At 72.8% G+C, this 22575-nt stretch carries 16 protein-coding genes; 10 read left to right on the top strand and 6 right to left on the bottom strand.

Annotated features, from left to right (window positions below; translation table 11 throughout):
* Nucleotides 1–353: 353 nt before the first annotated feature.
* The 5 genes from O4U47_RS23020 to pdxA all read left to right on the top strand — a co-directional run bounded on the left by O4U47_RS23020 (nucleotide 354) and on the right by pdxA (nucleotide 6392).
* Nucleotides 354–1643, top strand: coding sequence for an MFS transporter (locus tag O4U47_RS23020; RefSeq protein ID WP_270680028.1), 1290 nt, complete (start codon nucleotides 354–356; stop codon nucleotides 1641–1643).
* A 76-nt stretch (nucleotides 1644–1719) separates the two neighbouring features.
* Nucleotides 1720–2505 (top strand): DeoR/GlpR family DNA-binding transcription regulator, encoded by a 786-nt coding sequence (locus O4U47_RS23025; protein ID WP_270680029.1) that lies wholly within the window; start codon nucleotides 1720–1722, stop codon nucleotides 2503–2505.
* Nucleotides 2506–2524: 19 nt separating this feature from the next.
* Entirely contained in the window at nucleotides 2525–3964 is a 1440-nt protein-coding gene (locus O4U47_RS23030) for a GntP family permease (protein WP_270680030.1), read from the top strand.
* A 10-nt stretch (nucleotides 3965–3974) separates the two neighbouring features.
* Entirely contained in the window at nucleotides 3975–5312 is a 1338-nt protein-coding gene (locus tag O4U47_RS23035; RefSeq protein WP_270680031.1) for a four-carbon acid sugar kinase family protein, read from the top strand.
* A 54-nt stretch (nucleotides 5313–5366) separates the two neighbouring features.
* Nucleotides 5367–6392: a 4-hydroxythreonine-4-phosphate dehydrogenase PdxA gene (pdxA, locus tag O4U47_RS23040; protein WP_270680032.1), complete on the top strand. Its 1026-nt coding sequence runs from the start codon at nucleotides 5367–5369 to the stop codon at nucleotides 6390–6392.
* Nucleotides 6393–6663: 271 nt separating this feature from the next.
* On the opposite strand, the gene O4U47_RS23045 is transcribed toward pdxA, so the two are convergent.
* Complete coding sequence (locus O4U47_RS23045; RefSeq protein WP_270680033.1) at nucleotides 6664–8100, bottom strand: NaeI family type II restriction endonuclease; 1437 nt, start codon at nucleotides 8098–8100, stop codon at nucleotides 6664–6666.
* 441 nt (nucleotides 8101–8541) lie between these two features.
* Here O4U47_RS23045 and O4U47_RS23050 point away from each other — a divergent pair, with 441 nt between their 5' ends.
* Together O4U47_RS23050 and O4U47_RS23055 are read left to right on the top strand one after the other, a co-directional pair.
* Complete coding sequence (locus O4U47_RS23050; RefSeq protein WP_270680034.1) at nucleotides 8542–9777, top strand: amidase family protein; 1236 nt, start codon at nucleotides 8542–8544, stop codon at nucleotides 9775–9777.
* 120 nt (nucleotides 9778–9897) lie between these two features.
* Nucleotides 9898–10998 carry a DUF2157 domain-containing protein gene (locus O4U47_RS23055; RefSeq protein WP_270680035.1) on the top strand — a complete coding sequence of 367 codons (1101 nt, stop codon included), beginning with the start codon at nucleotides 9898–9900 and terminating at the stop codon, nucleotides 10996–10998.
* Nucleotides 10999–11024: 26 nt separating this feature from the next.
* Here the strand turns inward: O4U47_RS23055 and O4U47_RS23060 are convergent, their stop codons facing one another.
* Entirely contained in the window at nucleotides 11025–11627 is a 603-nt protein-coding gene (locus tag O4U47_RS23060) for a dienelactone hydrolase family protein (protein WP_270680036.1), read from the bottom strand.
* Nucleotides 11628–11873: 246 nt separating this feature from the next.
* On the opposite strand from O4U47_RS23060, the gene helR reads away from it, so the two are divergent.
* Nucleotides 11874–14042: an RNA polymerase recycling motor ATPase HelR gene (gene helR / locus O4U47_RS23065; RefSeq protein WP_270680065.1), complete on the top strand. Its 2169-nt coding sequence runs from the start codon at nucleotides 11874–11876 to the stop codon at nucleotides 14040–14042.
* An 18-nt stretch (nucleotides 14043–14060) separates the two neighbouring features.
* On the opposite strand, the gene O4U47_RS23070 is transcribed toward helR, so the two are convergent.
* Nucleotides 14061–14981, bottom strand: a complete 921-nt coding sequence (locus tag O4U47_RS23070) for a thermonuclease family protein (protein ID WP_270680037.1) — start codon at nucleotides 14979–14981, stop codon at nucleotides 14061–14063.
* 258 nt (nucleotides 14982–15239) lie between these two features.
* Nucleotides 15240–17654 (bottom strand): Tex family protein, encoded by a 2415-nt coding sequence (locus O4U47_RS23075; RefSeq protein ID WP_270680038.1) that lies wholly within the window; start codon nucleotides 17652–17654, stop codon nucleotides 15240–15242.
* Nucleotides 17655–17900: 246 nt separating this feature from the next.
* Here O4U47_RS23075 and O4U47_RS23080 point away from each other — a divergent pair, with 246 nt between their 5' ends.
* Nucleotides 17901–19043 (top strand): VLRF1 family aeRF1-type release factor, encoded by a 1143-nt coding sequence (locus tag O4U47_RS23080; protein WP_270680039.1) that lies wholly within the window; start codon nucleotides 17901–17903, stop codon nucleotides 19041–19043.
* 375 nt (nucleotides 19044–19418) lie between these two features.
* Nucleotides 19419–20954 (top strand): hypothetical protein, encoded by a 1536-nt coding sequence (locus tag O4U47_RS23085; protein WP_270680040.1) that lies wholly within the window; start codon nucleotides 19419–19421, stop codon nucleotides 20952–20954.
* A 36-nt stretch (nucleotides 20955–20990) separates the two neighbouring features.
* Here the strand turns inward: O4U47_RS23085 and O4U47_RS23090 are convergent, their stop codons facing one another.
* Together O4U47_RS23090 and O4U47_RS23095 are read right to left on the bottom strand one after the other, a co-directional pair.
* Entirely contained in the window at nucleotides 20991–21119 is a 129-nt protein-coding gene (locus O4U47_RS23090) for a hypothetical protein (RefSeq protein WP_270680041.1), read from the bottom strand.
* A 156-nt stretch (nucleotides 21120–21275) separates the two neighbouring features.
* Entirely contained in the window at nucleotides 21276–22466 is a 1191-nt protein-coding gene (locus O4U47_RS23095) for a helix-turn-helix transcriptional regulator (protein WP_270680042.1), read from the bottom strand.
* Between the last annotated feature and the right edge of the window lie 109 nt (nucleotides 22467–22575).

A 22575-nucleotide genomic window follows, 5' to 3' on the forward strand; every position in this document is an offset into this window, starting at 1 on the left:
GCCCGCCGGACGGCAGGCAGGCCCGGGGAACCGCACCGCTCACTCCGTCGCCGCCAGCTTCCTCGCACCCCGGTGGCCCGCCGCCCGACTGGAGTCCATGAGCGGGGTACCTGCCGATCCGTCGCTGCCCGTCACGGTGACCATGCACGCGCCGGGCGGCCGACAGCGTTGCAGGCTGTGCCGCCGCCCTTCGCCGTCGCCGACCTCCACGTTGCGTTTCGGCGTCCTGACGGACAGTCGGGGCCCGGAAGTGGGGGACCAGCCGAGCCGCCCGCCGACCCGAACCGTGAGGGCTGTCGTCGGGATGTAACGGCAACTTCCCGTACCTCCGTTACCGGCCTACCTTCGCCCGGGTGACGACACTCCGCAATCGCCGCCCCCTCGTGCGCTACCTCGCCGGGGCCGCCTCCGCCCGGGCCGGGGACGAAGCCGTCGGCCCCGCCCTCCTGCTCGCGGGGCTGGCCGCGACCGGGTCCGAAGGCGCCGCCGCGCTGCTCTTCTCCGCCGCGACGGCGGGGGCGGCCCTCGGCGGTCCGGTCCTCGGGGCCCTCCTCGACCGGAGCCCCCGGCCGGGGAGGCTCCTGGCGTGCGCGCTCGGCCTCTACGCCCTGGGGGCCGCCCTCATCGCCGCCGGGCTCGGTCGTGTGCCCTTCGGTGCCGTGCTCGCCGTCGCCGCGGCCGCAGGTCTGGCGGCCCCGGCGGCCGGGGGCGGGATGACCTCGCGGCTGCCCCGGCTCGTGCCCGCGACCGTCCTTCCACGCGCCAACTCCCTCGACGCCATCACCTACAGTGCCGCCGGGCTCGCCGGGCCCGCGGCCGCCGCCGCGGCCGCAGGGGTCGCCGGGCCGTGGGGCGCCCTCGTGGCCGCCATGCTGCTCATCGCGGCCGCCATGCCGTTCGCCCGGGACGAGCGGGGCAGAGGAGTGCAGGTCACGGCGCCGTTTTCGGGTGACCGCCCGTCCGTCCCGACGCCCTCCCGCGTGGCCGTCGAGCTCCTCGACGGCCTCCGTGTCGTCGCCGGACGGCGCCGACTCGCGCGGGCGACGGCGGCCACCACCCTCTCGCTGGCCGCGGGCGGCATGGTCGCCGTCTGCTGGCCCCTCCTCGGTGCGGAGCTGCTCGGCGCCCCCGAGCGGGGCACCCTCATGCTCTCCGTGGCCGCCGTCTCCGCCATCGGCGCGAACGCCCTCCTGGCCCGGAGCCCCTCGGCCCTGGCGCCCGACACCCTGCTCTGGGTGTGCGGCGCCGCCCTGTGCACCGTCCCGCTCCTGGCCGCCTGTGCCCGCACGCTGCCGCCGGGCCCGGCCGCCGCTGCGGCGCCCCTCGTGCTCGCCTTGGCCGCCGTCCTCACCGGGGCCGCCGAAGGCCCCCAGCTCACGGCGCTGTTCGCGGTCCGGCACCGGGACGCTCCGACCGCCGTCCGCGCCCGTGTGTTCACCCTCGGCGCCGGGCTCAAGATCAGCGGCATGGCCGCGGGCGCCGCGATCGCCGGAGTGCTGGCCGAGCGCGGCACCGGCGCGGTGCTGGCCGCGGCGGCCGGGACCGAGGCCCTGGCGCTCGCCGCGTTCGCGGCGCTCACCCTGCTGCACCCGGACCGGTCCCGCCCTCCCACCACTGCTCACAACGGTCAAGAATCAGGGTGAGGGGTTGCACATGGTGCTCATTTCAGTCATTCTGTCCGGGTCAACGTGATCGAAATGAGCAGACGCGGGAGGTCCGGTGCGCCACCAGAAGCTCTTGGACGCCGTCGCCGACGGGGTCCAGCGCGTCGAGGACCTCGCGCGGGAGCTGGGCATCAGCCCCTCCACCGTCCGGCGCGGGCTCACCGAGCTGGAGCAGGCCGGGCGCGTGGTCCGCACCCACGGCGGCGCCGTCCCCGCGCCCGCCGGGGGCGAGCTGACCTGGGTGCAGAAGGGCCTGCGCAACGCCCCGGCCAAGCGCCGCATCGCCGAGCGCGCCGCAGCCCTGGTCGAGGACGACCACATGGTGGTGCTCGACGCCGGCAGCACCACCACCCTCATCGCGGAGCGGCTCGCCGAACGCTCCGGCCCCACCGTGCTCACCACGGGTATGGGCCCCATGAGTGCCCTGATCGACGCCGAGGGCATCGAGCTGGTCCTGGTCGGCGGCCGGGTGCGGCGCCGCCGCGGCGCCATGGTCGGCGAGTTCACCCGCGGCGTGCTCGACCGCGTCGCCGCCGACCTGGCCTTCGTCGGCGCCGACGGGCTGGTCCCCGGACGCGGGGTGAACTGCCCCAGCCCCGAGCTGGCCGCCGTCAAGGAGCAGCAGATGCGCGCCGCCCGCCGCACCGTGGTGGTCGCCGACTCCACCAAGGTCGGCTCCGACGCCGAGCCCTACTGGGCGCCGCTGTCCGGCCCCTACACGCTCATCACCGACGACGGGCTGGACACCCGCGCCCGCCGCGCACTGGAGGGCGACCCCCACTGCACCCTCCTCACCGTCCCCGCCCCGGGCGCACCCCGTACCCCTGCCCGGGGCGACTGACCCCGAGAAAGGGGGAGACATGGATCCGCTCCTGCTCGCGGCGCTGCTCCTGGGCGTCGCCGCGGTCGTGGCGATCATCCTGTGGACGCGCCTGGACGCCTTCGTCGGGCTGCTCGCCGGCGCCCTGGTCACCGGCTCGGTCGCCGGGATGGCCCCGGCCGACCTGCTGGAGACCGTCACCAGCGGCTTCGGCGGCACCCTCGCCGGCATCGGCATCGTGATCGGCCTGGGCGTGATGATCGGCAAGGTCCTGGAGGAGAGCGGCGGCGCCGACGCCTTGGCCAAGATGTTCGTCCGGATGGCCGGGAAGGGGCGCGAGGACGCCGCCATGACCGCCACCGGCGCGGTGGTGTCCGTGCCGGTGTTCTGCGACTCCGGCTTCGTCATTCTGCACCCGCTGGCGCGCTCCCTGGCCCGCCGCTACGGCAGGCCGCTGGTGGGCCTGTCGCTGGCGCTGGCCGGGGGCCTGGCCATCACCCACCACCTGGTGCCGCCCACCCCCGGGCCGCTGGCCGCCGTCGGGCTGCTCGGCGCCGACCTGGGCACGGTCATCGTCGCCGCGCTGGCCATGGCGGTCGTGCTGATGCCGGTCGTGGTGGTCTACTCCCGTGTTATGGGCCCCCGCCTGGAGCCCCACCTCGACCCCGCCCTGGTGGGCGAGCGCGAGGCGGTGCACGCCGGTGCGGCGTCGGGCGACGGCGCGGGCGCGGGCGTCCCGGGTACCGCGGTCGGCGATGACGTCCCCGAGGAGCTGCGCGGCGCCGACGGCCGCGACATCTCCAAGGAGCCGCCGGACCCGCCGGTCAGCGCCCTGCTCGCGATGGTCCCGCTGCTGCTGCCCCTGGTGCTCATCATCGGCAACACCGTCAGCGGCGCCGCCGCCGAGGGCTCCGCGGTGGCCTCCTTCTTCGCCTTCGCGGGCGAGCCCGCCATCGCCCTGCTCGTGGGCCTGGTGGCCGCCGTGTACCTGCTGCCGCGCAAGGGCACGCCGCGCTCCACCGTCGTCGGCTGGCTGACCACCGCCGCCGCCTCGGCCGGGATGATCGTCTTCGTCACCGGCGCCGGCGGGGCCTTCGGCGAGGTGCTGCGCGCCTCCGGCGTGGGCGACGCCCTCGCCGAGGCGGTCGCCGGGTGGCCGGTGCCGCTGATGCTGGTGCCGTTCCTCATCGCCACCTTCGTCCGGCTGGCCCAGGGCTCGGGCACGGTCGCCATCATCACCGCGGCCACCCTCACCGCGCCGCTGGTGCAGTCCTCCGGGCTCGACCCCGCCGTGGCGGTGCTCGCCGCCTGCTCCGGCTCGATGGTCTTCTCCTACGTCAGCGACTCCTACTTCTGGGTCGTCACCCGCTTCACCGGCCTGTCCGGGACCGCGGCGATGAAGATGTGGAGCGGCATGACCACGGTGCTGTGGCTGGCCAGCCTGCCGCTGCTCGGCGTGGCGGCCCTGGTGCTGGGATAGGAGTGGGGACATGGCCCAGGTACTGGTCGTGGCCGACGACCTGACCGGCGCGAACGCCACCGGCGCCCGGTTCGCCCGCGCCGGGATGCGGGTGGCCGCGGTGGCGCCCGCGCACGCGCCGCGCGCCGCCGCCGAGTTCGACGTGGTCGTCGCCGACCTGGACAGCCGCCACCTGCCCGCCGCCGAGGCGGCGGGCCTGGTGGAGGCCACCATCGACGCGGTGTGGCGCGGCGGCCCGGTGCCGCTGGTCGTCAAGCGCACCGATACCACCCTGCGCGGCAACGTCGGCGCCGAGCTGGAGGCGGCCTGGCGGGCGGTGCGCGAGCGCGCCCCCGGGCGGGCGCGGGTGCGGGCGCTGCTCGCCCCCGCCTTCCCCGCCTCCGGGCGGGTCACCGCGGACGGCGTGCAGCTGCTCGACGGCGTCCCGCTGGAGGAGACCGAGCTGGCGATGGACCCGCTCAGCCCGGTCACCGGCAGCGTCGTCGCTGAGATCGTGGCCCGTCAGAGCGACCTCGCGGTGCGGCACGTGCCGCTGCGGGAGGTCACCGGACCGGCCCTGGCCGATCGGCTCGCCGAGGGGGACGAGCCGGTGGTGCTGTGCGACGCGCTCACCGAGGGGCACCTGGCGGCGGTCGCCGCCGCTGCCGCCGAGGTGCACCGCCGCGACGGCACCGTGTGGCTGGCGGTCGACCCCGGGCCGTTCGGGGCGATGCTCGCCGAGGCGCTCGGCCTGAGCGGGGGCGGGGGCGCGCTCGGCCCGCTGCTCGCGGTCGTGGGCAGTGCCACCGCCCTGACCCGCCGCCAGTTGGAGGCCGCCGCCCGGGCCGGAGGGGTGCGCTTCGTCGATGTCGACGCGCGCGCTCTGGCCGAAGGGGACGGTGGGCACACCGCGGCGGTCGCGCGCCGCCTTGAGGCCCAATTGCGCGACGCCGCCTTCCCCGAGGCGGTGGTGGTGCGCACCGCCTCCAGCGCGCGCGACGTCGTGGAACTGTCCCACGAGGCCAAGCGCGCGCTGCCGGGTCGGCTCGCGGCCCTGGCGGCCGACGTGCTCGGCCGCGCCCCGGCCCCGTCGGGGCTCTACACCAGCGGCGGGGACGTGACCTCGGCGGTGCTGGACGCCCTCGGCGCCCACGCCTTCGAGGTCGGCGGGGAGGTCGTGCCCCTGGCGGTGCACGGGTCCCTCACCGGGGGAGCGTTCGACGGCGTCCCCGTCGTCACCAAGGGCGGCATGGTCGGCGACGAAGGCACCCTCGTCGAGTGCCTGTCCCGGCTGCGCACCACCGCCCGCGCGCGGGCCCGCACAGTGCCCGCCGAGCTGCGCCGCGGCGAGCCGCAGGAGAACACGTGACCGGCCGGGGCGCGGAGGAGGCGTCCCGGCCACCGAACAGGGAGGGAACCCGCCATGACTGAACGACCGACCCTTGCCGTCACCGTCGGCGACCCGGTCGGCATCGGCCCGGAGATCACCGTGCGCACCCTGGCACAGGTGGGCTCCGGCGCCCCCGCACGCGGTGTCGTCGCCGCCGACCCGGCGGTGCTGCGCCGCGCGGCGCGCGTGTGCGGGCTCGACGTGGAGGTGCGCGCCCTGGACTCGTGGACCGGCTTGCCTGAGGAGCGCGACGGCGTCATCGACTGCTACGACATCGCCTCCCTCGGCGACACCGAGCTTGCCTGGGGCGAGGTCGACAAGCGCGCGGGCCAGGCCGCGGTCCGCGCCATCGAGGTCGCCACGAAGGCGGCGATGGACCGCGAGGTGTCGGGGATCGTCACCGGGCCCATCAACAAGGAGGCCATCTGGGCGGCGGGCAGCGAACACCTCGGCCACACCGAGATGCTGGGCGCGCTGACCGGCACCACGCGCCAGAACACCATGTTCGTGGTGCGCGGGAAGAAGATCTTCTTCGCGACCCGGCACGTGTCCCTGCGCAAGGCGCTGGACCAGGTGAGCGTGGACCAGCAGACCGCCGCGATCGAGGAGGCGCTGACGGCGCTGCGGGTGTTCGGCCACGACGAGCCGAAGCTGGCGGTGGCCGCGATCAACCCGCACGGCGGGGAGAACGGCGCGTTCGGCGACGAGGAGATCGAGCACCTGACACCGGCCGTGGAGCGCATGCGGGGGCGGGGGGCCGACGTGGCCGGCCCGGTCCCGGCGGACTCGGTGTTCCACCAGCTCCTTCAGGGGCGTTTCGACGGTGTGCTGTCGCAGTACCACGACCAGGGGCACATCGCGGCGAAGACGTTCGACTTCGACGGCACGATCTCGGTGACGGTGGGCCTGCCGATCCTGCGCACGTCGGTGGACCACGGAACGGCCTTCGACATCGCGGGCACCGGAAAGGCCGACCCGGCGACGATGAAGTCGGCGTTCCTGCACGGCGCCGATTTCGCCCGCTTCGCCGACCGCATCCGCGCCGAGTACGGCGGCTGACACACCCACCTGGGCCGCGTCCGCCCGCAAAGCCGCCCCCGGCCGTGAGCGCCGGGGGCGGCTTCGTCATTTCCGGAGTTTTAGAGACCTGCGCAGTCCAGAAGAGGAGCGGGGGCGAGCCTTGGTCGCTACCGTCCCGAATGAATGGGAGCCCGCCTTAGAGTGTCGATCGGTTGTGTATAGAGGGATCTTGCGAGGGTGGGAAGTGAGAGTCTACGAAGATGTATTGTTTACCTTTGTGTGTGACTGTGGGTAGGTTCACATGTTTTGATTAGGGGGAGATGAGATTAATGGTCATGTATTCCTCTGGGTGTATTTTTTGCAGCCCCAATGATTGGGCGGTGTCGACGTCTTGTTGATCTCTTCCGCTAAGTATGGTCAATCCTTCTTCCGCTAAGATTCTTCTCGAGTTCCTGATTCTCTTGCCGGCGTCTTCTTGCATTGACACGGTTTTTGCTGCGGTCAAGCTGATCGGGCGTTGTCTGACGATGCGGAACAGTGCGTCGACCCGCTTCTGTGCGGTGGAATATGAGAGAATTTTGTTAATTGTCTCCTCTGGTAGGGAGAGGAGAGTGTTTGGCGGGAGGGGGGAATCTCGAAAGATCCATGTTATGAGCTTCATTCCGGAAGGGGCGAGGGATCGCTTGCCGTCGCGATTGGCGGCTGACCTCAGGTTTTCTGGGGACGCCCGTGCGATGCCGAGGCTCCAAACGGATTTCTTTTCGTTGGCAGTCGCCAGAAGTAATGGCTTGCCGACCTGTTCGTTCGAGATTGTCCAGTTCATGCGCCAACTAAAGACTACGTCGATATCGATGCCATTTACTTGTGCGTAGTTCGCCTCGCTCCTTGTTCGCGCATTTTCCGCCTCAGGTGGGTTGGTGGACAGGTAGCGAGTAAGCTCCATTTTGATAAGGGATACAAGGTAAGTCCGCTCACTCTTCGTGAGTTCGAATATGTCGAATCGACCTGTCCGAGACCCGTAGAGAACGCGGTCGATGGATTCACGGATCGCTCGCGAGCCACGGTACCCATGTGGGTCGGATCTCAGGATGTCGTGTTTTATGTGTTCAAGGAGTTTCTCATCTCGATCGTGTTGGCGTGTGTTTATCTGATTCTGGGGGGGCGGAAGGAGGAGGTCGGGGTATTCCTGCGGTTCACCGGAAACCGGTGCAGCGGTGTCGAGTTTCCTGTCTTGGGTGGGAGCGTGTGGGGCGTCTCGCAATTGTGTTAAATCTCGGATGATCGCCAGAAGCATGTCTTGAGTATTGGTCTGAGATTTCTGAATACTTGTTAACGTGTTTTTAAGTTCAACTATTTCATTTCGCAGGCCACTGTCACTTTCATTTTGATCGTCGTTGCGCCTTGTGGGGTTTGGGGATGCGTTTGTGTTCCGCGCGTTTCGGAGGAGTCTCTGTGCCTCTTCGCGTAGGATCTCAGTCTTTCCTGTTGGCGCACACAGTGTGACGACGGCGTGAACTAGGCGTCCGTCGCGTGCCAGGCCTTTACCTGCCAGTCTTGCTGAAAGGGTTGAGTAGCTGGGGGGATTGGCTTCGTAGTGCTCGGCGGTTAGTTTCTCGCTAAAGGTGCGCAAGCTCATGGAGTCGGAAATGAGCTTTCGGAGAAAATTCGCCAGTGCGGCGGTGTCCGGGTCCAGGGTTCCCGTGTCCGACCATGGGCGTCCGCGCTGCCGGGAGGAGTTTCCCATCATGTTCCTCTATTTGATCAAGTGAAATCGTTCATTGATTTTGGTGATCAATCGATCAATCCTGATGTCGTCTAGCGCATACATCAGGCTGGCCCCTGGATGAACGACGCCAGTAAGGGGGCCTCATGCGCCATCGTGTCACTGACCTGTGTGCCTTCGTGTCCGTCCTTGTATCAACTGTCGCTATGATCGCGCTCGGAGCTTCGCCTGATCAAATCGCGAGCCTCTCGTCTGCGCTGGCGGTGCTCTACACGGTGTGGCGTCATGGAGGCGAGCCAGCGAGGAAAGAGCGAGGTCAGCGGAGCACGAGTGAAGACCGCCGGGATCCTGAGACGTAGCGCAGGTTCTCCGGGTTGCCCGCGCTCCACGTCGCCCCGCATAGCGCCCTCGGTGGTTATGCTCAGGGCGCCGATGGTGCTCCGGGTGGAGAGGCGGGTCCCTTAGATGGTGGCCGAGACGGATGAGACCTGTGGCGACCTCCACTGCTGGGTGCCGGACACCTTCGCCCTCGACCCGCTCGCCGGCGGGCCCCTGAGCGGGGTCGGGTTCGCGGCCAAGGACCTCTTCGCCGTCGCCGGGCACACCTCCTCGTTCGGGCATCCGCGCTGGCGCGGCACACACGGCCCTGCCGAGGGGACCGCCCCCGCCGTCACCGCCCTCCGCGGGGCCGGGGCCCACCTCGTGGGGATGGCCAAGCTCGACCAGCTCGCTTATTCGGTCGTCGGCGACGTGGGGGAGGGGGAGCCCCCGCTCAACCCGGCGCACCCCGACCGCCACACCGGCGGGTCGTCCTCGGGCAGCGCCTCGGCCGTCGCCGGGGGCGCCGCCGACATCGCCCTGGGCACCGACACCGCCGGGTCGGTGCGCGTCCCCGCCGCCTGCTGCGGCGTCCTCGGGCTCCGGCCGACGCACGGGGCACTCGACTCCACCGGGGTGCTCCCGCTCGCCTCCTCCTTCGACACGGTCGGCCTGTTCGCCCGTGAACCGGGCGTGCTGCGGGCCTCCTTCGACACGGTCGAAGGGGCGTCGCCGGGCCTGGGCACGGAGGAACACGGCATCACCGCCATCTACCTTCCGGACGACTTCCCGCCCCAGACCTCCGAGGCCACCGTGCTCGCCGTGCGCGGGCTCGCCGTCCTCCTCGCCGGGGACCTCGGCCTGCCGCTGCTGCGCGCCGACCTGACCGGCCTCGTCGGCACCGAGCACACCGAACTCTTCGCGCGCCTCCAGTCCCGCGAGATCTGGGACGAGCACGCCGAATGGGTCACCGCCAACGCCGAGGCGCTCGATGCCGACGTGCGGGAACGCCTACGCCGCTGTGAATCGCTGGCCGCCGCGCCCCTCGCCGACCGGAAGGCCGACGAGGCCGGCCGGGAGCACTACCGGGACACCTTCGCGCGTGTCTGCCCGCCCGGGGCGGTGATCGCCCTGCCGGTCCTGGCGGACGGAGCCCCGCACAAGGGGGCCGACCTCGCGGAGCGGCAGCGTTTCCGGGGGACGACGGTGCGGCTGTCGACCCCCGCGAGCCTCGCCGGAGCACCGCAGCTCACCGTCCCGGTCGACAGCGAAGGGCTTCCCGGCGGCCGAAGCACGGGCGTGGGACTGCTGGCCGCCCCCGGTCACGACCGCGTGCTCCTGCACGCCGCCGAGGTGCTCTACGCGCGCCGTGCAGGCGGGTGAGTACCGGTACTCATCCACGGGCGGGGCGTGCGTGATGGGATGGACGCGACGCGGCGCCGGAACGAGGACGGCGTTCCGGCGCCGCAGCACACGGATCCCGGACGGCGGAAGGCGGACACGGTGTCGGACGACGCGCGGCGCTCCCGGGAGGAGGCGCTGGGACGGCTGGTCGAGCGGGGTGTCATCACGGCCGAGCAGGCCCAGGCCGTCAGCGGCGAGCTCGACCGGGCTCAGACGTCGTCGGGGGTGCGCTGGTCGGAGGTCGTCGGCTACATCGGCGGCGGCCTGCTGCTCGCCGCCGTCGCCACGTTCGCGGCCACATCATGGGAGGACCTCGGCGACGCCACCCGCGTCGCCCTGCTCGCGGCGGCGGTCCCGGTGCTGGCGCTGGCCGGGATGGCGATGGCGGGCGGGCCGAAGGCCATGGCCGTTCCGCGTGACCGGCTTCCCAAGGTCAGGCGCCGCGTCGGCGGGACGCTGTTCGCGCTGGCGTCGGTGGCGGCGCTGGCCGCGGTCCAGGTGTTCTTCTCGTCGATGCTGCCGCTCTGGGAGGACCCGCTCCTGGTGGCGGGCGGCGCGGGCTTGGTGGTGGCGGTCGGCGGGTACGCCCTCGTGCGGTCGGCGCCGGGCGTGGTGGCCACGTGGGCGATGAGCACGGTCGTCGTGGCCGGGATGCTGCGGCGGACCCTGGAGACGCTGGGCATGAGCGGCGGGATCCTGTTCGCCGGTTCGGACGAGATGGCGATCAACGGGACCGGCTACATCCTGCTCGGCGCGGTGTGGATCGCTGTGGCGCTGTCGGGGCTGCTGGCCGAGCGGGGGACCGCGATCGGCCTCGGGGCGGGCACGGCCCTGGCGGCGGCGGAGGTGCTGCCGTCTCCGGGGAGCTACCTGGGCGTGCTCGGGTTGGCGGCGGCCTTCTTCGGCCTGTACGCATGGCGCCGCGCGGGGGTGCTGCTGGTGTTCGGCACCATCGCCGCGACCGTCGGCGTGCCGCAGATGGTGTGGGAGCTGACCGACGGGCAGGTGTCGGCGGCGGCGATCCTGGCCATCGCGGGTGCGGTACTGCTGGGCGTGAGCTGGGCCGGGGTACGCCTGCACCGGTCGGGCCGACCCGCCCCAGGAGGGGAAGCGGGAGCCCCGACCCCTGGTCAGGGCCAGGCGCCCCCACAGCCCCCGGCCCCGAAGGTCGACCCCAGGGATCCGGACGAGAGGCTCTGAGCACCCCGACCGCAGGGGAGCAACGCTCAGCCGGTCGGAGGCCGTGGGGCGTCGTCGATGCGGGTGAGGAAGGCCAGCACCCTCTCCGTCACCTGCTTCGCCGCCTCCGGGTCGTAGGACGCCAGGCCGCTGTCGGTGAACAGGTGCCGGTCGCCCGGGTACAGGAACGACTCCGCATCGGGTGACTCCTCCGCCAGGGCCCGGGCCGCGTCGAGGTCGCCCTCTCCTGCGAAGAACGGGTCCGCGTCCATTCCGTGGACCTGCACCGGAACGCCCCCCGGCCACCCCGGGCCGAACTCGGACGGAGGTACGCACGCCTCCAGCAGTACGGCGCCCCTCACTCCCGGGGCGGTCTGAGCGTACTTCTGGGCGGGCAGCACGCCCAACGAGATGCCGACGCACACCGGTGCCGACGCCGCGCCCTCCGCGGCGGCGGCCCCGCGCTCGATGACGGTGCCGACCCCGATCTCCCGCGCGTGGGCCGTGCCCTCCTCCAGGGTTCCGAACAGCCGCCCCTCGTACAGGTCGGGCACGTGCACCCGGTGACCGGCCCGGCTCAGCCCGTCGGCGAACACGCGGACCCCGGGCGTCAGGCCCAGCGCATGGTGGAAGACGACGACCTCGGCCATGGTGGACCCCCCGTTCGCACCGCTGCTGACACCGGCGGCACGCGGTGGTGCCGTCCCCTGGAGTATGTGCCCCGGCGACGACATTCGACGGGGGAGGGGAAGGAAAAGACCGTCCACTGTGGACGGTCGTGGGCAGGGACCTCCCTGCCACTCTCAATCTATAGCGCACCCCGGGGCTTGCGGCAAGACCCCCGTCGGGGCGCACAATCGTCGCTCGTGACCAGCACACGCACTCCGGGGGACGCCGTGACGACCCAGGCCGCCAGCGCCTTCGACCTCTCCGCCCTCGCCGAGAACCACACCGGCAAGACCGACCCCGCGTTGATCGCCGACGACGAGCGCCACTTCGCCGCCGTGGCCCGCACCCTCGCGGAGTCCGCCGCCGACCTGTCCGACCGCCTCGACGCCGCCCGCCGCGCCCCCGGCGGCAAGGGCCGCGCCGCCCTCGACCGCGACCTGGAGGTGCACCGCCTCGCCGCCCGCCTGCGCACCCTGCGCCGCTTCGGCCTCGACCTGTGCCTGGGCCGCACCGTCGCCGCCGACGGCACCGGCCCCCTCTACATCGGCCGGCTCGGCCTGACCGACGCCGAGGGCCGCCGCCTCCTGGTCGACTGGCGCTCACCCGCCGCCGAGCCCTTCTTCGCCGCCACCCACGCCGACCCGATGGGCCTGGCCAGCCGCCGCCGGTACCGCTGGACCCGCGGCCGCGTCGCCGACTACTGGGACGAGGTCTTCACCGAGGACGGCCTGGAGGGCCACGCCGCCCTCGACGACCAGTCCGCGTTCATCGCCGGCCTCGGCGCCAACCGGTCCGACCGCATGCGCGACGTCCTGGGGACCATCCAGGCCGACCAGAACGCCGTCATCCGCGCCGGGTCCGACGGCGCCCTCGTCGTCGACGGAGGCCCCGGCACCGGCAAGACCGTCGTCGCCCTGCACCGCACCGCCCACCTGCTCTACGCCGACCCCCGCCTGGGCCACCGGCGCGGCGGGGTCCTGTTCATCGGCCCCCACCGGCCCTACCTGGCCTACGTCTCCGACGTGCTGCCCAGCCTCGGCGAGGAGGGCGTCCTCACCTGCACCGTGCGCGACCTCGTCCCGGAAGGGGAGGACGCCCCGCCGGAGGCCGACCCGGAGGCCGCCCGGCTCAAGTCCTCCGCCGCCCTGGCCGGGGCGGTCGAGCCGGCCGTCCGGTTCTACGAGCGCCCGCCCGAGGAGGCGGTGACGGTCGCCACCGAGTGGGGCGACGTCCGGCTGACCGCCCGCGACTGGGCCGAGGCGTTCGACGCCGTGGAGCCGGGCACCCCGCACAACGAGGCGCGCGGGCAGATCCTCGCGGAACTGGCCGCACTCGGGGCCGACGCCCTCGCCGACCCCGACGACGAGGACGCGCCCGACGAGGCGGTCCGGGCGGCGCTGGTGCGCAGCCCCGAACTGATCCGGGCCCTGTCCCGGGCCTGGCCGCTGCTGGAACCGACCGACATCGTGGGCGACCTGTGGACGGTCCCCGCCTACCTGCGCATGTGCGCGCCGACTCTGGACATCGAGGAGGTACGCCGGCTGCAGCGCCCCGACCCGCACGCCTGGACCGTGTCCGACCTGCCGATCCTGGACGCCGCACGGCAGCGGCTCGGCGACCCGGGGGCGGCGCGGCGGGAGCGCGAGCGCCGTTCCTCGGCGGCGGCCGAACGCGCGCGCATGGCCACCGTCATCGACGACATCGTCGGCGCCGACGACGACGGCGAGGGCGCGGTGACGATGCTGCTCGGCGAGGACCTGCAGGAGACCCTGGTCGACGAGGGGGCGCTGCCGAGCGCCGACCGGGACCGCCTCGCCGGGCCGTTCGCGCACATCGTCGTCGACGAGGCGCAGGAGCTGACCGACGCCGAGTGGCGGATGCTGATGCGGCGCTGCCCGTCCCGGAGCTTCACCATCGTCGGCGACCGCGCCCAGGCCCGGCACGGGTTCACCGAGGCGTGGCGCGAACGGTTGGAGCGGGTCGGGTTCGACCGGGTCACGATGGCGTCGCTCAGCATCAACTACCGCACCCCGGAGGAGGTCATGGCCGAGGCCGAACCGGTCATCCGCGCGGCCCTGCCGGACGCCAACGTGCCGACGTCCATCCGCACCGGCGGGGTGCCGGTCGCGCACGGGGCCGCGTCCGACCTGGAGGAGGTCGTCGACACCTGGCTCGCCGAGAACGCCGAGGGGACCGCCTGCGTGATCGGCGCCCCGGAGTTCCGGGAGGGGCCGCGCGTCCGGTCCCTGTCCCCGGAGCTGGTCAAGGGGCTGGAGTTCGACCTGGTGGTCCTCGTCGACCCCGGCTCCTTCGGCGGGGGCATCACGGGGGCGGTCGACCGCTACGTCGCGATGACCAGGGCGACCGGGCGGCTGGTGGTCCTGACGAGCACCTGAACCCCGGCCGCCCCGGTTCTACACGCGCTTCCAGCGGGCGTTGGCCTCGCCGTCGTGGAAGGAGCACAACAGGGTGTGGCCCGACGCGTCCTGGGTGGTCATGCCCAGGTGGTCGTGCTTGCAGAACTGCCCGGCCGCGTAGTGCTTCCCGGACGGGGCCATGATGATCCCCCCGTCCGGCGCCGCGGGCTCCTCCGGCTCCTCGGGCTCGGCCGGTTCCGGGGGCTCCGCCGGCTCCGGCTCCTCCACCTCCGGGGCGGCGGGCTCCTCCGGCTCCTGGGGCGGCTCCGGCTCGGGCGGCGGCTCGGGTGCGCACTCGGTCCACAGCCCTTCGCCCGCGTCTTCGGCCCCGTCCGCCGCCTCCTGCAGGTCGGCCGCCCGGTCGGCCGAGTCGTCCACCGACGCGTACTCGGCGTGCCCGCTGCTCAGGAGGTCCTCGTTCACCCAGGTGCCGTCGGCGCTCCACACCTGGGCGAGCAGCCCGTCCCCGGTGTCGTCGGCGTCGCCGATGTAGACGGTGTCACCCGGGGCGAGCAGCAGCTCGGTGCGGTCCGCGGCCTCGTCCGTGAAGCACTCCCCGGAGGCGGGGGCGTCGATCCCGGAGAACAGGACCTGCGCGCTCTCCCCTTCGGGGAGTGGGCCGTCCGTCCCGCCGCCGAGCGCCAGCACCTTCACCGAGTCGGCGCCGAGGACCTCTTCCACCTCGGCGGCCTGGGCGTCCTCGGGGACCCCGTCGGGGAGCGCCGCCTCGGCGGACTCCGAGGGCGAGGGTTCCGCCGCCCCGCTCCCGGTGTCGACCGCGGCGGGGTCGTCGAGCGCGCACCCCGCCAGCGCCAGTGCGATGAGGCACCCCGCCGCCGACCACGCCGGTGCCCGCCGTCTTCCGGCCGGGCCCGTGAGGGGCCGGTCATCCGTGAGGGGTCTGTCATCTGCGGCCATGATGGTCACCCGTTTCGCTTCAGCCACAGCGTCCACTCCGCGATAAGGAGGCAAGCCTAGTGCGCAAGAGCGGAGGTACAGGGTGAAGCTCGGCAAAGACGGGCGAGCGCGGCATTTCGACGGCCTTGGTCCCGGAGAAGCGGCGACCGACGTCCCCTGAGCCGGTCCGTCGGTCCCTTTACACGAAGGAGCGGGCGGGGGTAGGACCCCCGCCCGCTCAGTGACCGGCGGCCCGGGCCGGGGCCGCCGACCGCGCGGTCAGCGCAGCTTGTCCAGGCCCGCCTTGCGCAGGGCGTCGGCCATGGCGCCGCCCGGCTCGGAGGCGCCGCTGCGGCCCTTGCCCCCGCCCGGCTTGCCGCCACCGGACTTGCCGCCGCGCTGGCCTCCGCCGCCGCGACGGCCCTGACCGCCCCGGCCGCCACCGCCACCGCCACCGCCGCCGGAACCGGCCTCGCTTTCGGCGCCGCCGCCCTTGGCGGCGCCCTCGACCTCGTCGTCCAGGCGCATCGTCAGCGAGATCCGCTTGCGCCGCACGTCGACGTCCATCACCTTCACCCGCACGATGTCGCCGGGCTTGACGATCTCCCGCGGGTCCTCCACGAACCGCTTGGCCATCGCCGACACGTGCACCAGCCCGTCCTGGTGGACGCCCACGTCCACGAACGCCCCGAAGGCGGCCACGTTGGTGACCGTCCCCTCCAGGAGCATCCCCGGCTCCAGGTCGGACAGCGTCTCCACGCCCTCCTTGAAGGACGCGGTGGCGAACGCCGGGCGCGGGTCGCGGCCCGGCTTCTCCAGCTCCTTGAGGATGTCGCTGACCGTCGGCACCCCGAACGCCTCATCGGTGAAGTCCTCCGGGCGCAGCCCCCGCAGCCGCTTCCCGTCGCCGATGAGGCCGGTCAGCCCCGTCCCGGTGCGGTCGATGATGCGCCGCACCACCGGGTAGGCCTCCGGGTGGACGCTGGAGGCGTCCAGCGGATCGTCCCCGCCGGGGATGCGCAGGAAGCCCGCGCACTGCTCGAACGCCTTCGGCCCGAGCCGCGCCACCTGCTTCAGGTCGCCGCGGGTGCGGAACGGCCCGTTGCCGTCCCGGTGCGCCACGATGTTGTCGGCCAGCGTCGACCCGATGCCCGACACCCGCGTCAGCAGCGGCGCCGACGCCGTGTTGACGTCCACGCCCACCGCGTTCACACAGTCCTCGACCACGCCGTCCAGGGTCCGCGACAGCTTCGCCTCGGAGATGTCGTGCTGGTACTGGCCCACACCGATCGACTTGGGGTCGATCTTGACCAGCTCGGCCAGCGGGTCCTGCAGCCGCCGCGCGATGGACACCGCCCCGCGCAGGGACACGTCCAGCTCCGGCAGCTCCTGCGAGGCGTAGGCGGAGGCCGAGTACACCGACGCGCCCGCCTCGGACACCATCACCTTGGTGAGGTTCAGCTCCGGGTGCCGCTTGATCAGGTCGGCGGCCAGCCGGTCGGTCTCCCGCGAGGCGGTGCCGTTGCCGATCGCCACCAGGTCGGCCCCGTGCTCGGCGGCCAGCTTCGCCAGCGCCGCGATCGACTCGTCCCAGCGGTTGCGCGGCGCGTGCGGGTAGACCGTGTCGGTGGCCACCACTTTGCCGGTGCCGTCGGTCACCGCCACCTTCACCCCGGTGCGCAGGCCCGGGTCCAGGCCGATCGTGGCGCGCTGCCCGGCCGGGGCGGCCAGCAGCAGGTCGCGCAGGTTCGCCGCGAACACGCGCACGCCCTCGTCCTCGGCGGACTGCCACAGCCGCATCCGCAGGTCGATGTCCAGGCGCACGAACACGCGCGTGCGCCAGGCCCAGCGGACCGTGTCCTGCAGCCACCGGTCGGCCGGGCGGCCCCGGTCGGCGATGTCGTACCGGGAGGCGATCGCCCGCTCGTACACCGTCGGCCCCGGCTCGGCGCCCTCGCCGGCGTCCTCGGGCTCGGGGTCCAGGGTCAGGGCGAGCACGTCCTCCTTCTCGCCGCGGAACAGCGCCAGCACCCGGTGCGCGGGCAGCGCGGTCAGCGGCTCGGAGAAGTCGAAGTAGTCGGCGAACTTCTCGCCCTCCTGCTCCTTGCCCTCCTTGACCCGGGACACCGCCCGGCCCCGCTCCCACATGCGCTCGCGCAGGTCGCCGACGAGGTCGGCGTCCTCGGCGAAGCGCTCGACGAGGATGGCGCGGGCGCCGTCGAGCGCGGCCTTGGCGTCGGCCACCCCCTTGTCGGCGTCGACGTAGGACGCGGCGCTGCCGTCGGGGTCCTGCCCGGGGTCGCCCAGCAGCAGGTCGGCCAGGGGCTCCAGGCCCGCCTCGCGGGCGATCTGCGCCTTGGTGCGCCGCTTGGGCTTGTAGGGCAGGTAGATGTCCTCCAGGCGGGCCTTGGAATCGGCCGCCATGATGCTCGCCCGGAGCTCGTCGGTGAGCTTGCCCTGGGAGTCGATCGACTCCAGCACGCTGGTGCGCCGGTCCTCCAGCTCCCGCAGGTAGCGGAGGCGCTCTTCGAGGGTGCGCAGCTGGGCGTCGTCCAGGCCCCCGGTGGCCTCCTTGCGGTACCGGGCGATGAACGGGACGGTGCTGCCCTCGTCGAGCAGCCCGATGGCGGCCGCCGTCTGCTTCCCGGCGACCCCGAGCTCCTCGGCGATCCGCTGTTCGATAGAGGTCGTCACGTTGCCTTGTCCATCTTCGTCGGATTGTCCACGCTGCATTCTCCTGGGGCGCCGCCGCCTTGTCACACCGGGCGGCGGGATTTCTTGGATCCGGCATGGTGCGATCCCGACCGACCGTTGATATGCCTCCTGATCTCCTGTTATGCAGGAAGGGATCTCTCCCCGGCCCTCCGGGGCGAGCACATCGCGACGATTGGCGGGATGAACGTGCTCCTTGACCAGACATCGCTCCGAGACCTTGCGACGATGACGGACGACATGGGGGTGCTGTCCGTCTACGCCACCGCCGACCCGCGCGACCGGTCGTCCTCCCCCGCATGGCGCCTGCAGGTCGCCAACGAGATCACCGCCCTGCGCAACGAGGTGAGCTCCAACGGCGACAAGCGGCGCAAGGAGGCGGTTCTGGCGCGTCTGGAGGCGCTGCGCCCGCAGCTCGACGATGTCCTGGACAGCGGTGCCGAGTCGGGGGTCGGGCGCGCCCTGTTCGCCCCGGTCAGCAGCGATGACGTGCGGGTGTACACGATGCAGATGCCGCTGGAGGACTGCGCGGTGCTGGAGCGCACCGCCTACCTGCGGCCGCTGGCGGCGGCGGTGGCCACCGGGGCCCCGGCCGGCGTGCTGGCGGTGTCGGCGGACGGGGTGCGCGTGGTGGACATGCGCTTCGGCACCGCCAAGGACATCACCTGGCTGCCGATCGAGCTCGATGATGAGGACTGGCGCGAGATGCGCGGTCCCGCGCGCGGCCACCCGCGCACGTTCAACCGCGCCTCGGGGCAGATCGACCGCTTCAACCACAAGGTCGCCGAGCACATGCTGCGGTACCTGAACGACATGCGCCCGCAGCTCAAGCGGATCGCCGACGAGTGCGGGTGGTCGTCGGTGGCCATCACCGGCGAGCCGCAGCTCACCGAGCCGCTGCGGGGGCGCTTCGCCCAGGACAGCCACCGGGACATCATCGTGCTGGGGCAGGTGGTGGAGACCCGCACGCCGCCGGAGATCGCCGCGCAGATCGGCCCGGAGATCGAGGCGGTGCGCGTGCAGGGCGCCAGGGACACTGCGCAGAAGGCGCGGGACGCGGCCCTGTCCGGCGGTTCGGGCGCCGTGGGGCTGAGCGACGTGCTGGGGGCCTTCCGCGAGGGGCGGGTGGCGCACCTGTTCCTCGACGGGGCCGCCCGGATGCCGGGGCAGCGGACGCCCGACGGCGCCTACTTCCCGCAGGGCGAGGTGCCCCCAGGCGTCGACAAGGCGGAGATGGCGCCCGAGCGCGACATGGGCGAGCGCATGATCGAGATGGCGCTCGGCAACGGGTCCGAGGTGACGGTGCTGCCGGAGAAGGCGGCGGACGTGCTGTCCGAGGACGAGGGCGTGGCCGCGCAGCTGCGCTGGTAGCGGGGCGGGCGGCGACCGCCGCCGCTCATCCGGCGCGACAGGTACGACAGGTACGACAGGAGGGGCGCCCCGTAGGGGGCGCCCCTCTCGCGTGCGTCTTTTTCCGTTTCTCTCCCGGTCCGGTCACCGGTGGGCCCGGTCGCTCTCGTGCTTCATCAGCATGCCCACGGTTCCGATCAGGGCGAGGATCCCGACGAGCAGCACCAGTGCCATCAGCAGGTTCAGTGTCACGGTTCCGTCCATGGGGGACTCCTACCCGCTGTGAACTGCGTCGATGTGCGCACGCGGATTCGGGCCCGACGAAACGCGGGCAAAGGGGGTGGGCTAACCTGGCCGGGCCTGGGTCCCGGGCGCGGGGATGCGGAGGTTCTGGGAATGCGGAAGGCCGTGCGGGCCGGTGCTCTGGTGTGCCTGGCGGCGGTCGCGGGGCCGGTCCTGGGGGCGGCCCCGGCGGTGCCCGCGGGGGCGTCGGCGCGGGGGGACGGGGTCGATGCCGCTGTGGAGGCGTTCGCCTCCGGCGAGGTCGTCCACATCGACGGCGGCGCCGGGGACGGCGGGGCGGGGCCCACCGAGCGCGCGCGGGCCGAACAGGTGGAGGACTACGCGCGGGCGCGGCTGGAGAGCGCCGACGTGGTCGTGCGGGCGGAGGTCCTGTCCAAGGGCGACGCGGAGGAGGCCGCGGAGCGGACGGCCGCGCGGGTCGGACGGCCGGGGCTGTACGTCGCCGCGGTGCGCAATGGCGGCGCCCCGGCAGAGGAGCCCGACTTCGGCTGGTCGTGGGTCGGTCCCGCCGCCGTCACCGACGGGGAGCTGGACGAGCACTTCGCCTCGTCGGCCGGTCGGCCCCTGGAGCGCGTGGCGGGGGTCGTGGACCTGATCGACCGGGACCTGCGCGGGGCCGTGCGCAGGGCGGCAGAGTCGGGGAAGCGGGTGTACGTCGACCCGTCCATCGCGGAGGGCTTCCCGGGGGCCGACGCCGAAGCGCTGGCGCGGAGGCTCGGCGGGCTGGAGGACGTGCGGGTCGCGGTGGTCCCGGCGCTCGCTGACGTCGCCGACGGCCAGGGGGCCGACGAGCTGGCGGAGGAGATGCTGGCCCCGCTCGGCGGGGACGGGAGCGCGCTGCTGGCCCAGTGGCGGGACGGGGCGTTCGAGCTGACCCCGGCGACGGGGGAGGAGGGGCCGAAGCCCTCGGAGATCACGTCCGTGCTGCCCGAGGGGGCGGCCGGCGCGAAGGGGGAGCTGGGCGCGGCGGTGGCGTCGTTCGCGGGGGCCGTGTACGGGGGAGTGGTCGAGGACGCCCGGGAGGGGTTGGCCGAGGGGCACTTGTACGTCCACCCGCTGGCCGCCACCGACCTGGAGGAGGGCGACGCGGAGAAGGTGGACGCGGCGCTCGCTGAGCGCGACGGGGGAGAGGAGCCCGTGCGCGTGGCGGTCGTGCCGCAAGGAGCGTTCCTGGAGACCGGCGGGACGGGACCCGGCGATGACGCGCTGGCGGCGGCGGTGGCGCAGGGGGCGGACGGGCCGGTCGCGGTGTACGCGGTGGACGGCGCGGGCGCGATCACGGGCTCCCCGGTGAAGGGCGGGGAGGACGCCGGCGGGAACTGGGGGTCGCTGGAGGGGGCCGTGTTCTTCGGGAAGGTGGAGGACTCGGTGCGCGAGTCGTTGGACGGCATGCTGGTGGAGCTCGACGGGAAGGGCGTGCTGGGGACCGGCAAGGGCGGCCCGGCCGCGGCCGTGGAGGCCTCGGAGGGCGGCGCGCTCGGCGAGGCACTGGCGTCGGAGACGGGGCGCGCCCTGCCGTGGATCGGTGGGGCGGTGGCGGTGGTGCTGGGGGCGCTGTTCCTGCGCAGGAGGTTCGGGGGGAAGAGGACGCCGCCTACGGCCGCCGGGAGGCAGGGGCGGACGGATTAGCGGGCCCGCCGACCGCGCCCGCCGGATGCGGGGCCCTTACCGTTCCTTCTTGTTCTTCTTCTCCTCCTTCTGGCCCCTGACCATGAAGGTCGTGCCGAGGGCGGTGGCGGTGAACGCCACGCCGAGGATGATCGCGATGATGATCGCCGCGGTGGGCCAGTCCATGGAAGGCTCCTTTCCTCGTCTGCTTCCATGAACGTCCACGGGCGGGGCGCGCACCAGATCCGGTCGGGTGGGCCCCACGGGGGCGAAGGACCCCGTCCGAGGGGACCGGCGTAGCCCGTTCACGGCCGGGGAGGGGGCTCCGAGGAGAGAACCGGATCAGGCGGCATCGAGAAGGGCGCGGACCTCGGGGACGTCGGAGTACGCGGTGAGACGCTGGAGTACGATGCGCGATCGTTCGGCCGTACGGTCGCTGGTGATCTCCGCCGAGAGTTCCATTACCCGTGTAGCGGTCTCGGCCGCCGCTTCGGGTTCGTTGGCGTCCGCATAAGCGACCGCCAGCCAGGAGAGGTACAGCGCGAGCTCACGGGTGTGCGTGGCGTCGTAGCGCTCCAGGACTTCGCGGAGGAGTGGTACTGCGCGAAGGGGACGATGGAGTTCGGTGTACACCCGTGCGTCCATAATGCGGAGTTCGTCGGCGCTGACCCAGTAGGCCCATTCGGGGGCGGGCTCTGTCTCCTCGTCCTCCAGGTCTTCATGTGCCTTGTCGAGAGCGTGCATTGCGGGCCGGGCGTCGTTCAGTTTCGCGTGAGCCCAGGCGACGCGGCCGTGGAAGAGCGCACGCGCTTTGGGGACCGCGTGCGGTCCGGCCTCAGTGACAGCGGCCTGCGCGAGGGCGAGGCCATCGGTCTCCCGGCCGGTGTTCGACCACTGGTAGGCGAGCGACCCGGCGAGGTTCCCCGCGAGGGTCGCATCCCCTGCCTCACGGGCGGCCGACAGGCCGAGCCGGTAGGTGGACTCGGCATGGTCATGCTGACCGGCGTCGGATTCGATCCACCCGGTGATCTGGGCGAATTCGCCGATCGCCGCCAAGAGCGCGCGTCCGACGGACTCGGAATGCGCACCTTCCCGATACAGGCGAACGGCGGCGGACAGCTCCCGTCGTGCGGGGGCGATCAGGTCGCCACCGGCCAGGACGTCATCGGCGAGCCGTAGCGCGTGGACACGCGTAGCGACGCCGCGTGCGGCATCCTGCCCGACGCGCCTCCCACCGGCAGTACGAAGCGGAGCGAGCGGGTCCCCCTCTGGGAGGAGCGGGGCCGCCGTCGGCGAGCCGGAACGGTCGACGGTCGCTTCTTCCAGACGAGCCCGCGGTATCTCAAGAGCGGCGGCCAGGTGGCGAAGCCAGAACCGTGGGATGCGTCGCCCGGTTTCCCAGCGGGAGACTTCTTGCCGAGTGACCGTCGGCCGCTCGGAGACGCGGCACAGCTCTTCGGCGAGGCGCGCTTGCGACCATCCGCGGACCTGTCGGGCTTTCCGGACCATGTCGCCGAATGCTTCGGGGGGCATGGTCCCAGTCTGGCCTACAGATTGGCCGACAGATAGGCAGCTCCCGAATTACGGGTGAGCGGTGAGGCTGATGGCCCTGAAAAGACCCCCGCGACGGTGGCAGCCGTCC

Source organism: Nocardiopsis suaedae, assembly GCF_027706745.1.
Lineage (GTDB): Bacteria > Actinomycetota > Actinomycetes > Streptosporangiales > Streptosporangiaceae > Nocardiopsis_A > Nocardiopsis_A suaedae.